The 13,505-nt window shown below is 60.3% G+C and carries 11 protein-coding genes; 5 read left to right on the top strand and 6 right to left on the bottom strand.

Going from position 1 to position 13,505, the window contains the following annotated elements:
- The first annotated feature begins 1 nt into the window (after position 1).
- From AABM52_RS01205 to AABM52_RS01190, 4 genes are all read left to right on the top strand, one after another.
- Positions 2-1,123 carry an ATP-binding cassette domain-containing protein gene (locus AABM52_RS01205; protein WP_347910038.1) on the top strand — a complete coding sequence of 374 codons (1,122 nt, stop codon included), beginning with the start codon at positions 2-4 and terminating at the stop codon, positions 1,121-1,123.
- Complete coding sequence (locus AABM52_RS01200) at positions 1,113-1,757, top strand: methionine ABC transporter permease (protein WP_347910037.1); 645 nt, start codon at positions 1,113-1,115, stop codon at positions 1,755-1,757. The genes AABM52_RS01205 and AABM52_RS01200 overlap by 11 nt, the downstream gene beginning before the upstream one ends.
- A gap of 359 nt (positions 1,758-2,116) precedes the next feature.
- Complete coding sequence (locus AABM52_RS01195) at positions 2,117-2,473, top strand: hypothetical protein (protein ID WP_347910036.1); 357 nt, start codon at positions 2,117-2,119, stop codon at positions 2,471-2,473.
- A 180-nt stretch (positions 2,474-2,653) separates the two neighbouring features.
- A complete protein-coding gene (locus AABM52_RS01190; protein WP_347910035.1) occupies positions 2,654-3,283 on the top strand; it encodes a class I SAM-dependent methyltransferase in 630 nt (209 codons plus the stop codon).
- Between the two features lie 98 nt (positions 3,284-3,381).
- Here AABM52_RS01190 and AABM52_RS01185 read toward each other — a convergent pair whose 3' ends face one another.
- The 3 genes from AABM52_RS01185 to AABM52_RS01175 are packed head-to-tail and all read right to left on the bottom strand — an operon-like array spanning position 3,382 to position 8,593.
- Positions 3,382-6,432, bottom strand: a complete 3,051-nt coding sequence (locus AABM52_RS01185) for an efflux RND transporter permease subunit (RefSeq protein ID WP_347910033.1) — start codon at positions 6,430-6,432, stop codon at positions 3,382-3,384.
- Positions 6,429-7,493 (bottom strand): efflux RND transporter periplasmic adaptor subunit, encoded by a 1,065-nt coding sequence (locus tag AABM52_RS01180; protein WP_347910032.1) that lies wholly within the window; start codon positions 7,491-7,493, stop codon positions 6,429-6,431. The genes AABM52_RS01185 and AABM52_RS01180 overlap by 4 nt, the downstream gene beginning before the upstream one ends.
- Positions 7,490-8,593, bottom strand: a complete 1,104-nt coding sequence (locus AABM52_RS01175) for an efflux RND transporter periplasmic adaptor subunit (RefSeq protein ID WP_347910031.1) — start codon at positions 8,591-8,593, stop codon at positions 7,490-7,492. The genes AABM52_RS01180 and AABM52_RS01175 overlap by 4 nt, the downstream gene beginning before the upstream one ends.
- 179 nt (positions 8,594-8,772) lie before the next feature.
- Here AABM52_RS01175 and AABM52_RS01170 point away from each other — a divergent pair, with 179 nt between their 5' ends.
- Positions 8,773-9,969 carry an AAA family ATPase gene (locus AABM52_RS01170; RefSeq protein WP_347910030.1) on the top strand — a complete coding sequence of 399 codons (1,197 nt, stop codon included), beginning with the start codon at positions 8,773-8,775 and terminating at the stop codon, positions 9,967-9,969.
- An 18-nt stretch (positions 9,970-9,987) separates the two neighbouring features.
- Here the strand turns inward: AABM52_RS01170 and AABM52_RS01165 are convergent, their stop codons facing one another.
- The 3 genes from AABM52_RS01165 to AABM52_RS01155 form a co-directional block, all read right to left on the bottom strand.
- Positions 9,988-11,148: an RHS repeat-associated core domain-containing protein gene (locus tag AABM52_RS01165; protein WP_347910029.1), complete on the bottom strand. Its 1,161-nt coding sequence runs from the start codon at positions 11,146-11,148 to the stop codon at positions 9,988-9,990.
- 457 nt (positions 11,149-11,605) lie between these two features.
- Positions 11,606-12,388, bottom strand: coding sequence for a MetQ/NlpA family ABC transporter substrate-binding protein (locus tag AABM52_RS01160; RefSeq protein ID WP_347910028.1), 783 nt, complete (start codon positions 12,386-12,388; stop codon positions 11,606-11,608).
- A gap of 162 nt (positions 12,389-12,550) precedes the next feature.
- Positions 12,551-13,483, bottom strand: a complete 933-nt coding sequence (locus tag AABM52_RS01155) for a sigma 54-interacting transcriptional regulator (RefSeq protein WP_347910027.1) — start codon at positions 13,481-13,483, stop codon at positions 12,551-12,553.
- Positions 13,484-13,505 lie beyond the last annotated feature (22 nt).

Genomic DNA, 13,505 nt, shown 5'->3' with positions numbered 1-13,505 from the left:
CATGACCGCCGCCATCCAACGGCGACTGGAGCTTCCAGAGCCTCAACGTGCTGAACAAACCGAGCTGCATCCCGAGCTCAATCGTGCTCATGTGCGCTTCATCAATCTGGGTAAGACCTACAACGGCCAGCAGGGCCCGGTGGCCGCGTTGCACGGCATCGACCTGGCGATCCAGCGCGGCGAAGTGTTCGGCATCATCGGTCGCAGCGGTGCCGGCAAGTCGTCGCTGATCCGCACCATCAATCGCCTGGAACAGCCGAGCAGCGGTCGGGTGCTGATCGATCAAGTGGACATCGGCGAGTTCGACGAAGACCGCCTGGTGGCGCTGCGTCGGCGCATCGGCATGATCTTCCAGCACTTCAACCTGATGTCGGCCAAGACCGTTTGGCAGAACGTCGAGCTGCCGCTGAAAGTCGCCGGCGTGCCCAAGGAACAACGCGAGCAGAAGGTCCGTGAACTGCTGGAACTGGTGGGCTTGCAGGCCAAGCACAAGGCTTACCCGGCGCAGTTGTCCGGCGGGCAGAAACAGCGCGTGGGCATTGCCCGGGCGCTGGTGCATGACCCGGAAATTCTGTTGTGCGACGAAGCCACCTCGGCACTGGACCCGGAGACCACGCAATCGATTCTCGGCCTGCTGCGCGAGATCAATCAACGGCTGGGCCTGACCATTGTGCTGATCACCCACGAGATGGCGGTGATCCGTGAAATCTGTGATCGCGTGGTTGTCCTGGAACATGGGCGCATCGTCGAACAAGGGCCGCTGTGGGAAGTGTTCGGCAATCCGCAGCACGAGGTCAGCAAAACACTGCTGGCGCCGTTGCAACACGCATTGCCGAAAGAGCTGCAAAGCCGTTTGCAGCCGCAGCCAAAATCCTCGGACGCTGCCGTGGTCCTGCGTTTGCAGTTCACCGGCAGCCAACGCGACGAACCGGACCTGGCGGCACTGTTCAGCGCCCTCGGAGGCCGTGTGCGATTGCTCCAAGGCGGCGTGGAACGGATTCAGGGCCATGCCCTCGGGCAACTGCTGCTGGCAGTGACCGGCTCATCGCTCGGTGCCGAACAATTGCGTCAACGCGCCTCCCATTGGGCGCAACAGGTAGAGGTACTGGGCTATGTGGTTTGATCGCTTGCTGCAGGGTTTCATCGACACGTTCCTGATGGTCGGCGTGTCGTCGTTGATCGCGCTGCTGGCGGGCATTCCGCTGGCAGTGATCCTGGTCTCCAGCTCCAGGGGCGGCATCTACGAAGCCCCCGCGCTGAACCGCGCACTGGGCGCGTTCGTGAACCTGTTTCGCTCGATTCCGTTCCTGATTTTGATGGTGGCGCTGATTCCGTTCACGCGGTTGATCGTCGGCACCACTTACGGTGTATGGGCGGCCGTAGTGCCGCTGACCATCGCGGCTACGCCGTTCTTTGCGCGCATTGCCGAAGTCAGCTTGCGCGAGGTCGATCATGGACTGATCGAAGCGGCGCAGGCGATGGGCTGCCGGCGCTGGCACATCGTCTGGCATGTGTTGTTGCCGGAAGCGCTGCCAGGGATTGTCGGCGGGTTCACCATCACCCTGGTGACCATGATCAATTCGTCGGCCATGGCCGGGGCGATTGGCGCGGGTGGGCTGGGGGACATTGCCTATCGGTATGGGTATCAGCGGTTTGACAGCCAGATCATGTTGACGGTGATTGTGTTGCTGGTTGCGGTGGTGGCGGTGATTCAACTCGGTGGGGATCGGTTGGCTCGGGGGTTGAACAAACGCTAAGTGAAGATCCTGTCGATATTTCGCACAGGAAAATCAGCGATTCCGAAGGCCCGTTCCCTTTCCTTTGCAGGACGTTTCCTAGATCATTTCGCTCGCTTGCGCCTGTCAAATCCGGTGGCTAGTCTCGGTCCGTCACTGCTTATCAGTGATCGGGTTTAGTCGCTCGGATCTTTCTAGGCGTACAGCGCCACCTCATTCCAGGTGTTTTCATTGCCTGAAAGTTATGGTGGCTGTGCGCAGGGCACCCTCGGGTGCGCCGGGTTGCCTAGAGACCGGTCGACTAACCTGCGTGCAGCCGCCACCCCTGCTCGTTTAGTCGCGACATCGGTTGGCTCCAATTAGCTCTAGGAGTTTTACCAATGAAAAAACCCGTTCCCGATCCACCTCCCGAAAACCCTACCAACGAAACCGTCACCGACGATTTGCTCAGGGATCGTTCCGCGCTCTACCGAGCCATCGATTTCCACCTCACCGGCAAGCAACCCGCACCAACCGATGAAATACGCTTCTACAACGTCAGCAAGGACGTGAGCTTTGAAGACACCCAGCTCTATGTCGCCGACCTGCTGCGCTGTGCTTCGGTCACTGCCTATCAGTGTGGCGATCAACTCAAGGGCGCCGACCGGGCGATGGTGTACTCGATCTGGCATTTGCTGGAGATTGCCAAGGCGATGGTGGATCACTCCATTGAGTGTTTGGGGATGAAAAAGGGCTGAGTCATTTGTTGTCTGTGCCACCGTCATCGCGAGCAGGCTCGCTCCTACAGTTGATCCTCGCCGCTCACTACATTTGTGCAAGGCACGATGTAGGAGCGAGCCTGCTCGCGATGGGCTGCGCAGCAGCCCCCGGCGCCTTGGCGTATATTCGGTGAATCCAAATTGCCTGCGCAGCCGACCATGAAGCAAACACCCGACGACCTCGAACAGATCACCACCACGACCCTGGGCCACTACAACTCGACGGCCGAAAGTTTCCGAGAAGGCACCCGTGATCACGACGTCAGCCAGAACATCGATGCTCTGTTACGTCATATTCAGGGCGAAGCGCCTTTCGACATTCTCGATTTTGGTTGCGGGCCGGGTCGTGACCTGCAGACGTTCACCCGTATGGGCCACAAGGCAGTCGGCCTCGACGGTTCGGAAAAATTCGCGCAGATGGCCCGTGAGGACAGCGGTTGCGAGGTGTGGCAGCAGGACTTCCTGAAGCTTGATTTGCCGGCCGAGCGTTTCGACGGGATTTTTGCCAACGCGGTGCTGTTTCATGTTCCGCGTCAGGAGTTACCCCGGGTGTTGAAGCAATTGTGGGGAGCGCTGAAACCGGGTGGGGTGTTGTTCAGTTCCAATCCCCGTGGCGAGAATCAGGAAGGCTGGAACGGTCCGCGTTATGGGTCGTACCACGACCTGGCGGCCTGGCAGCAACTGTTGATCGAGGCGGGGTTTGTGGAGCTGGAGCATTACTACCGGCCGGCCGGGCTGCCGCGGGAGCAGCAGCCTTGGTTGGCGAGTGTCTGGCGTAAGACTGTGTAGTCAACTCGGACGCCATCGCGAGCAAGCTCGCTCCTACAGTTGAACGCGGTCAACCTGTGGGAGCGAGCCTGCTCGCGATGAGCGCGAAGCGCTCGCTTTTACTGCGCCTCTTTCTTCGGCTCGCGAATCTTGTACCAGGCCACATACAGCGCCGGCAAAAACAGCAGCGTCAGCAAGGTGGCGATGACGATCCCGCCGATCATTGCGTAGGCCATCGGCCCCCAGAACACTTCCCGGGCAATCGGGATCATCCCCATGCTCGCCGCCGCAGCGGTCAGCAGGATCGGCCGACGTCGATGTTCGGTGGCCTGCACCACCGCATCCCACGGCGCGTAGCCCTTCTGCTCGTACTCTTCGATCTGGGTCACCAGGATCACCGAGTTACGGATGATGATACCGATCAGCGCCAGAATCCCGAGGATCGCCACGAAGCCCATCGGCGTACCGGTAGGCACCAGAGCGATCACCACGCCGATCAATCCCAGCGGCGCGACACTGGCCACCAGGAACAGCTTCTGCACGCTGTGCAGCTGGATCATCAGGAAGGTCGCCATCATGAACAGCATCAGCGGCACAACCTTGGCAATCGGGCCCTGGGCCTTGCCGCTTTCTTCCACCGTACCACCGGTGGCGACCTTGTAGCCCGCCGGCAACTTGGCAGCGAAAGCATCGATAGACGGCTTGAGGATTTTCACCAGGTCCGTCGGCTGGATCTCATCACGAATCGCCGCCTTGATCGTGATGGTCGGCAAGCGATCCCTACGCCATACCAACGGCTGCTCCAGTTCGTAGCGAACAGTGGCGAACGCCAGCAAGGGAATCGACGTGCCGCTAGGCGTGACGATTTGCAGGTTCTGCAGGGTTTCCGGCGTACCGCGTTCGGAATCCACCGCACGACCGACCACGTTGATCAGGTAGATGTCGTCATCGACCTGGGTCACTGTCTGGCCGCTGACGATGCCGTTCATCAGGTTGGCCACATCCTCGGAAGACAAGCCCAACTGCCGCGCTTTGTCCTGGGCGATGTCGATGCGCAGGACTTTGCCCGGCTCGTTCCAGTCGTAGATGATCTCGCCAATGTGCGGGTTCTTGTCCAGCTCAGTGGCCAGGTCGATGGCATGTCGGCGCACCTGGTCGATGTCCTTGCCGCTGACCCGGTACTGGATCGGACGCCCTACCGGCGGGCCCATTTCCAGTGCCTGGACATAACCACCGATGCCGACGAAGTCGTTGCGCAAGCGATCGCGAAGCTTCTGCATCATGGCTTCACGGGTATGGCCTTTGCTGACGATCACCAACTGCGCGTAGAACGGGTTTTGCAGTTGCTGGTCCAGTGGCAGGTAGAAACGGATCGCGCCCTGACCGACGTAGGTGCTCCAGCGCACGATGTCCGGATCGTCCTTGAGCGTGGCTTCAAGGCGATCGACAGCCCGGCGGGTTTCGTCGATCGAGGCGTTTTGCGGCAGGTTCAGGTCGACCAGGATTTCCGGACGATCCGAAGACGGGAAGAACTGGTTCTGCACAAAACGCATGCTGAACACCGCCAGTACAAAGCACAGCACGGTGATGCCAATGGCCCACCAGCGATTGCGCATGCACCACAGCAGCCCGCCGTTGAAGGCCTTGCCGATGCGCCCAGGTTCGTCTTCGTGGGGTTTCACCTTGGTGCTGAGGATGTGCACGCCGATCACCGGCGCAAACAGCACCGCCACCACCCATGACACCAGCATTGCGCAGGCAATCACCGCAAACAGGGTGTAGGTGTACTCACCGGCGGAGCTGGCGTTCAAGCCGATCGGCACGAAGCCCGCCACCGTCACCAGCGTACCGGTGAGCATCGGGAACGCCGTGGAGGTGTAGGCGAACGTCGCCGCCTGCTCCTTGGTCTCGCCCATCTCCAGGCGCGTGACCATCATTTCCACGGTGATCATCGCATCGTCCACCAGCAGGCCGAGGGCGATGATCAGTGCACCGAGGGAAATCCGCTGCATGGTGATGCCGCTGTATTCCATGAACACGAACACCATCGCCAGCACCAACGGAATCGAGCACGCCACCACCAGCCCGGCGCGTACGCCGAGGCTGACAAAGCTGACCAGCAGCACGATCACCACCGCCTCGAACAAGGCACTGGTAAAGCCGCCGACGGCTTCTTCCACCACCACGGCCTGGTCGGAGACGTTGTAAATGCCGACACCCACCGGCAGGTCGGCGGTCAACTCGTCGATACGGGCGTGCAAAGCCTTGCCGAACGCCTGGACGTTGCCACCCGTCTGCATGGCAATCGCCAGGCCGATGGCCTGTTTGCCGTTGTAGCGGAATTCCGGCGAGGCCGGATCGACATAGCCGCGACTGATTTCGGCAATGTCGGCCAGACGATAGTAGCGGTCGTTGAGCTTGAGGTTGACCTCGGCCAGGTCTTTCTCCGAAGCGAACTTCCCTGAAGTGCGCACCGAAATCCGCTCCGGCCCGGCCTCGATGACACCCGCCGGGGTCACGGCGTTCTGAGATTGCAGGCTCTGCACCACCTGACGCTCATCGATACCCAGCGCTGCGAGTTTGCGTGTGGAGAAGTTCAGGTACAGCACTTCGTCCTGCTGGCCGACCATTTCGATCTTGCCCAGCCCCGGCACGCCGCGAATTTCCATTCGCGCCTGTTCCACGTAGTCGCGCAACTGACGCAGGGTCAGGCCATCGGCGGTGAAGGCATAGATCGAGCCGAAGACGTCACCGAACTCGTCGTTGAACGACGGCCCCTGTATGCCCTGCGGGAACTGGTACTTGATGTCGTTGATCTTCTTGCGTACCTGGTACCAGATCTCCGGGATGTCCTTGGAGCTGGTGGTGTCGCGCAGGTACACGTACACCGTGGATTCACCGGGGCGCGTGTAGCTTTTCACGTAGTCGAGGGAGTCGAGCTCTTCGAGCTTCTTCTCGATCCGGTCGGTGATCTGCTTAAGCGTTTCCTCCTGGGTCGCCCCCGGCCATTTGCTCTGGATCACCATGGTTTTGATGGTGAACGAAGGGTCTTCTTCGCGCCCCAGGTTGAAATACGAGAACACACCCATCAGCAATGCGACGAACATCAGATACCAGATGAACGACTGATGCTTGAGGGCCCATTCCGAGAGGTTGAAAGGCCCTTTCATTGACTGTCCTCGTCGATTTTCACTTGTTGCCCCGGCTTGAGGCTGTTCACACCGGCACTGACCACCCGCTCGCCGTTCTTCACGCCGCCAGCCAGCACCACGGTGCTGTCGGTACGGCTGATCACCTGGATGTCACGGGGAGAGACGGTTTTACTCTGTGCATCGATCACCCAGATCCGTGGCTTGCCATCGACCTCCTGCAGCGCGGTGACCGGCAACTCGATGCGCGGCTTGATCGCCGAGCTCAGGGTGACGCTGATGGCCGTTCCCAAGCGAAAGCCGGGCGGCGTTTCGGCCAGGGTCAGGCGGGCGCGACGGGTGCGTGTGGCGCTTTGAGCCTTGGGTTCGATTTCGCGGATGATGGCGGTGGTGTTGATACTTGGATCAAGTTGCGCAGCGACCAGGAACACCACATCGCTGGGTAGTTGATCGACCAGGGTATCCGGCAGGTCAATCACCGCTTCCTTGATGTCCGGTTGCGCCAGGGTCACCACTTGCTGACCGGCCGACACCACTTGCCCGGCCTCGGCACTCCACTTTGTGACCACGGCTTTATGGTCGGAGCGCAGCTCGGTGTAGCCCAGTTGGTCCTTGCTCTGGTTGACGGCCGCCCGGGCCTGATCGAGGGAGGCCTGGGTGGTTTTCAGGTCCGTGTTGGCCTCGTCGAGTTGCGCTTGCGCTCCGACCCCGCGGTCAAACAAGGCTTGCTGACGCTGGGCCGTGGCCTTGGCGTTGATCAGTTGCGCCTGGATTTTCGACAGGTCGCCCTGGGCCGAGCGCAATTGGTTCTGCTGGTCGGAAGGGTCGAGGGTGGCAAGCAGCGTACCCTTCTCCACCTCGGTGCCGACATCGACGTTACGGCTGGCGATTCGCCCGCCCACACGGAAGCCGGTATCGGTTTCATAGCGCGCCTGGACGCTGCCGGCGAAGCGGCCCAGGTCCTCTTCGTTCAAGGTCTGGACCTTGATCGACAGCACCGGCCGTACCGGCGTCGGCGGCGGTTCGCTTTTGGAACAGGCGCTCAGCACCAGCCCGATGGACAACGCCCATAAAGGCTTCATGGCTTGGCTCCCCACGTCAGATCCTTGTAAGTGTTTTCGGCAATTTCGACTTCCATGTCCGGGTGCAAGAGTTGTCCGCCCGCGATGATGACTTTGTCCCCGTCCTTCAAGCCGTCGCTGATGATGATCTTGCCGGTCAGGTAGCGGCTGACCGTGACCGAATGCAATTGGGCCTTGCCCTTGTCGTCGACAATCCAGACAGCAGGCTCACTGATGTTTTTGGTCAGCGCCGACCACGGCAACTCGATGACCGACTTGCCCGATCCCCTGGCCGTGGCACTCACCACCGAGCCCAACTGCATGCCGTCGGGCAGTTTGTCGAGGCCGACCTTGACCTGCACGGTGCCGGATTGCGCCGACACCGAGGGGGTGACTTCGCGCACGGTGCCGGTGGTCTTGATCGCCGGGTTGTCGAGCAGGCTGAGGACGATGGTTTGATCTTTCGGCTTCTCGGCCAGCAGTGATTCATAGACGTTGAACACCGCATCCCGGTCGCCGTCACGGGCCAGGCTGAAAACCGGCATGGTCGCCTGCACCACCTGGCCAACCTCTGCCTGACGCTCGGTAATGATCCCCGGCGCATCGGCGATCAACGCCGTATAGCTCAGCTGATCCTTGGCATTGGCCAACTGCGCCTGGGCGGCGCTCAAGGCACTCTGACTACTGTGCAAGGCTGCCTGGGCCGAGTCGTATTCGCTCTGGCTGGTGTAACCCTTGGGCAGCAATTTTTGCTGACGCACGAACGCCGCCGCGCTCTGGGTCACCCGCGCCTGTTCGGCGACGACTTGCGCCTGGGCCGAATCGACACTGCTCTGCAAATCCTTCGGGTCGAGCCGGGCCAGCACTTGCTTGGCTGTCACTCGATCACCGACATCAACCGAACGCTGGATGATCTTGCCACCCACACGAAAAGACAGCTCCGTCTGTATCCGCGCCTGAATATCACCGGTGAGGGTAACCGAGGCCGCGTAATCCGCCGGCTTGACGACTTGCACGAACACCCGCGGCAGGTATTCCTGCACGGGCTTTTTCTCGTCGCAAGCCGTCAGCAGGGTGACGACACTCAAGGCCATTACTACTTTCAATCCGGGAACCACCATGCAAACTCCTTGGCCTTTTTCATGTACAACACGACAGAGAGCTTAGAACAGGATTGGAACCTTGCACGAGCGTCTTATGAAGAAAAAATTCGAAGCGGAATCAGCCTAAAACACTTGCCATAGACGCCTTCACGTACCCGACAATGGCCGACTCGCTCCATACCGTTTCAGGAATCCACATGCTCCAGACCCTCGCCGTGGCCAATTACCGCTCGATCAACAAACTGGTGATCCCGCTGGGCCGACTGAATCTGATCACCGGCCCCAACGGCAGCGGCAAGTCCAACCTGTACCGCGCGCTGCGCCTGCTGGCGGAAACCGCCCACGGCGGCGTGGTCAATGCCCTGGCCCGTGAAGGCGGCCTGGATTCGACCTTCTGGGCCGGCCCGGAAACCCTCTCCCGGCGCATGCGCACCGGCGAAGTGCCGATCGAGCCCACCGTGCGCCAGGGTGTCAAACGCCTGCGCCTGGGGTTTGCGGGAGAGGACTTCGGCTACTCGATCAGCCTGGGCCTGCCCGATTCCAATGGCCATTTCATGCTGCCCGGGCGCAGCTCACCGACTCCGTCATATTTCAGCCTCGACCCACAGATCAAACGCGAATGCCTGTGGGCCGGTGCGTTCTATCGCCCAGCCAGTCTGCTGGTCGATCGTGACGGCCCGATGATCCGTGCCCGCGCCGATCGCAAGTGGGATGTATTGGCGCAGCACACGCCGACTTTCGACAGCCTGTTCGATCAGGTCGGCAGCCTGCGCGGTTCGCCGGAAGTACTGGAGATGCGCGAGTTCATCCGCCGCTGGCGCTTCTACGATCACTTTCGCAGCGATGCCGACGCCCCGGCACGTCAACCTCAACTGGGCACCCGCACGCCGGTGCTGCATCACGACGGACGCGATCTGGCGGCGGCCTTGCAGACGATCATCGAAATTGGCGACCCCGAGGCCTTGCGGACGGCGATCGGCGACGCCTTCCCCGGCGCACGACTGAACATCGAACCACTGCCCGGCGGGCGCTTCGCCATCGAGTTCTTTCAGGAAGGTTTGCTGCGGCCGCTGTCGGCCGCCGAGCTGTCGGACGGAACCTTGCGTTACCTGCTGTTGGTCGCGGCGCTGCTGACGCCACGGCCGCCGACATTGATGGTATTGAACGAACCGGAAACCAGCCTGCACCCGGACCTGCTGCCAGCGCTGGCGCGCTTGATCATCCGCGCTTCAGAGCAGTGCCAGGTGTGGGTGGTGTCCCATGCCCGGCGCTTGATTTCGGCGTTGCAGGAGGACCCTGAGTGCAATTGCATCGTGCTGGAGAAGAATCTCGGGCAGACCGGGATTGTCGGGCAGCGGATGCTGGATGAGCCGGCTTGGTATTGGCCGGAGTGAGATTTTGAGGTGGGCCACTCAGGTCCGTCGAATTTTTTTGTTCTGATTGAGCGGCGATCGCTGACGCCTGGCCACCAAAATTGGCCGGTTAGCTCCCACTTCAAGCATTTCATCATAGGATCGCTTGCCAGCCAGCTTCAGGGGGCCTGATCTGAATGTGCCTGGTGTTGGTGGTGGTGTTGGGAACGGCGCCGAGGGCCGGGCCGGGTCCGGGAAAAAAAAGGACGGCGACATAGGTGGTGCCGATGGCAAGGGTGAGGCCGGCGATATTTCACCCACTGTGACGACTCGCCCCTTGTTCTCTACAAAACTCTTCAAGGCAGGGATGGTCTTGGGATCACGCGCAGCCCAGTAAGCAGTCGCTCTCGATACCACCGCTAGCCCGGTTAATCCTAATGCAATAAACCCGAGAGTTTTAGCTGACTCAGAGTCCCCGGTGATACCCGCAACGGCAGTGGCAACACCCGTCAGCGCTGAAGCCATCGCCGCCACTCCCGCCACAGTCGAGCCTGCTGCCCCGAGGGTGTATTTGTAGGGTAACCGGGCTGCTGCGCCCCATTGCAACGCATCCTTGGCCAACGTGAAGGGGATGGCAGGCGACATGGCGATTCGAGCATTGGCCACGCTGAACAGGCTCGTGATCAACCCGGTAAACCGCCCCGTCGGATCACTGAAATTCACCGGATCGCCTGAACAATACGCATACGGATTCAACCCGCCTCGCCCAAACGGACTCAAGCTGTCCGGACTGTTGAAGCGCATCAACACCGGGTTGAACGCCCGATGCCCGTTACCCAGCAGATAATGACCAGTGGCCGGATCGACCGCTTCGCCGGTGAATGCGAGCAAACTGCCGGGACCATTTTCGACCCGCCGATGACCGTAGGGCGCGTAGACCTGACGCACAACTCCTTCAGGACCGGCCATCTGCAATACCGAACGTTGCTGATCGGTAACCAGCAACTGGCTGTCGCGCTCGGCGCCGTCAAACGATTGCACTGCCAGCAGTTGCCTGTCGTATTGAAACACGCAGTACCCACCCTGACCTTTCAGTAGCGTCACCAGATGTTCGCCGCAGTAGAACCGGGTCAGTTTTTCCAGCTGCAGCGGCTCCAGCTCGACCAGCCGGTCCAGGGCATCATAGCGGTAGCGATTGAGGGGGCGAGTCAATGCGCTCATGAGGGTCTACTCCCGGCGAGGGAAGCAGTTTGCACCCGCTAAAATGCGCCTGCACCTAGCAGAACTGTTAGTGCAGGGAGAAAACTGACGCCCGGGTTTGCCCAGACAAGAGACGACAGCTACTTTCCATTGCACCGTAGGAAGGATCTTTTTTTCGAAATGCCGCTCCAAGGACGAACCACTTTTGGCCAGACTCCCGGCCAAAATCTCACAAGGACGAGAACATGGCAGACGTACAACCGCCGCAACGGCTGGATCCGCAGGACATTCTGAAATTATTGATGGCGTTGCGCAGGGCCTTGAAGGCCAAGCCGGCCTGAAGGCTTTACAGCAGGCACTGAAGTTGTTTTTTGTGGCAAGGAGCGCCCTCACCACAAGTAAATCGAACGCCCAAAAAAGACGCCGACGCTAAATCAGCCGTCGGCGCGGGAAACTTTGAAGGGGTTTGCTTCGCGAATCAGAACGCCGGCAGTACCGCGCCGCCGTACTTCTTCTCGATGAAGGCTTTCACTTCCGGGCTGGTCAGGGCCTTGGCCAGTTTCTGGATGGCAACGCTGTCCTTGTTGTCCGGACGGGCCACCAGGAAGTTCACGTAAGGCGAATCGGCACCTTCGATCACCAGAGCGTCTTTAGCCGGGTTCAGGCCTGCTTCCAGCGCGTAGTTGGTGTTGATCATGTCCAGGTCGACCTGATCCAGCACGCGCGGCAACATCGCGGACTCAAGCTCTTTGAACTTGAAGTTGTGCGGGTTCTTGGCGATGTCTTTCGGCGTGGCCAGGGCGTTTTTCGGGTCTTTCAACTCGATCAGGCCAGCCTTCTGCAGCAGGATCAGGGCACGACCGCTGTTGCTGCCTTCGTTCGGGATGGCAATGGTCGCGCCGTCTTTCAGTTCAGCCAGGGTTTTGACTTTCTTCGAGTAGCCACCGAAAGGTTCAACGTGAACACCGATCACGGTTTCCAGGTGAGTGCCTTTGCCTTCGTTGAAGCTCTTCAGGTACGGCAGGGTCTGGAAGTAGTTGGCGTCCAGACGCTTCTGGTCGACCTGCACGTTCGGCTGAACGTAATCGGTGAACACTTTGATTTCCAGGTCCACGCCTTCTTTGGCGAGGGTTGGCTTGATCAGCTCGAGAATCTCGGCGTGTGGAACCGGGGTCGCGGCAACCACCAGTTTCTCGCCAGCCTGGGCCAGGCCCGTGGTCAGGGCAGCCGCCAGTGCGGTGAACAACAGAACCTTTTTCATGCAGTGTCCTTATCGAGAATCACAGTCGCTTGTGGCGACGGCTTGAATATGAGAGTGCCAGTGAAGTGCTATCGCTGGCGTGAAGCGGACAATACCGGGATTTTTTATTCCCGAACAATAACGTTTATTCAGCTTCATATTCCATTTTGTTCATACAGCGCATTAAAGCGTCTGCGTCAGGCTTTCCAGCAAGCGCTTGAGTGCCGAACGCTCGCCGGCTGTGCCATTTTTGCTTGTATAAACAATGTGTTGCTCGATCTTTTCGAGTGAAATCGAGGGCTCCGCCAGGTTCAAATGTTCCGGCAATATCTCGTCGCCCGTACTCACCAACAGCGCAAAGTGAATGATGTTTTCCAGCTCCCGGGTATTGCCCGGCCAACTGTGGCGCTCCAGCACAAGCTGCGCCGCTTCGCTGATCAGCGGCACGGGCAAGTCGAGACGCTGGCTGTAGATCCCGAGGAAGTATTCGGCCAGCGACAGGATGTCACCCGTACGCTCGCGCAGTGCCGGCAGTTCGAGCTGGCCTTCGCTGAGGTAGTGATAGAGCCGTTCATGGAATTTTCCGACGGCAACCGCCTGGGCCAGATCGATGCTGGTGGCCGCCACCAGCCGCACATCCACCGGGCTTGGCTGGTGAGCGCCGACGCGGGTGACTTCGTGGTTTTCCAGGGCGGCGAGCAATTTGGTCTGGATCGGCAGCGGCAGGTCGCCGATTTCGTCCAGGTACAGCGTGCCGCCGTTAGCCGAACCGAACCACCCGGCGCGGCTGCTCGCCGAGCCGCTGTAGCTGCCCGCCGCATAGCCAAACAATTCGGCGTCGGCGTAGGTCGGGCTGATGGCCCCGCAGTTGACCGACACGAACAACCCGCCGCGATCACTGGCGCGGTGGATATGGCGGGCCAGCAATTCCTTGCCGGTGCCGGTTTCGCCCCGGATCAGCACTGACACTGAACGCGTGGCCAGTTGCTCAAGGTCTTCACGTAATTGCCGTGAACGTGGATCGACAAACACCAGCGCCTTGGCGCGGATGCTCAGGGGGCTTTTTTCAGCATCGGGAAAGGTCAGCAGCGGCTGACCGAAGGTTTCAAAGCTCATGGCAGACTCCCGCCCAAAACCG

The sequence above is a fragment of the Pseudomonas grandcourensis genome (assembly GCF_039909015.1).
GTDB lineage: Bacteria > Pseudomonadota > Gammaproteobacteria > Pseudomonadales > Pseudomonadaceae > Aquipseudomonas > Aquipseudomonas grandcourensis.
The sequence above is the reverse complement of the archived record's forward strand: the minus strand, read 5'-3'. Positions and strand labels throughout refer to the sequence as shown.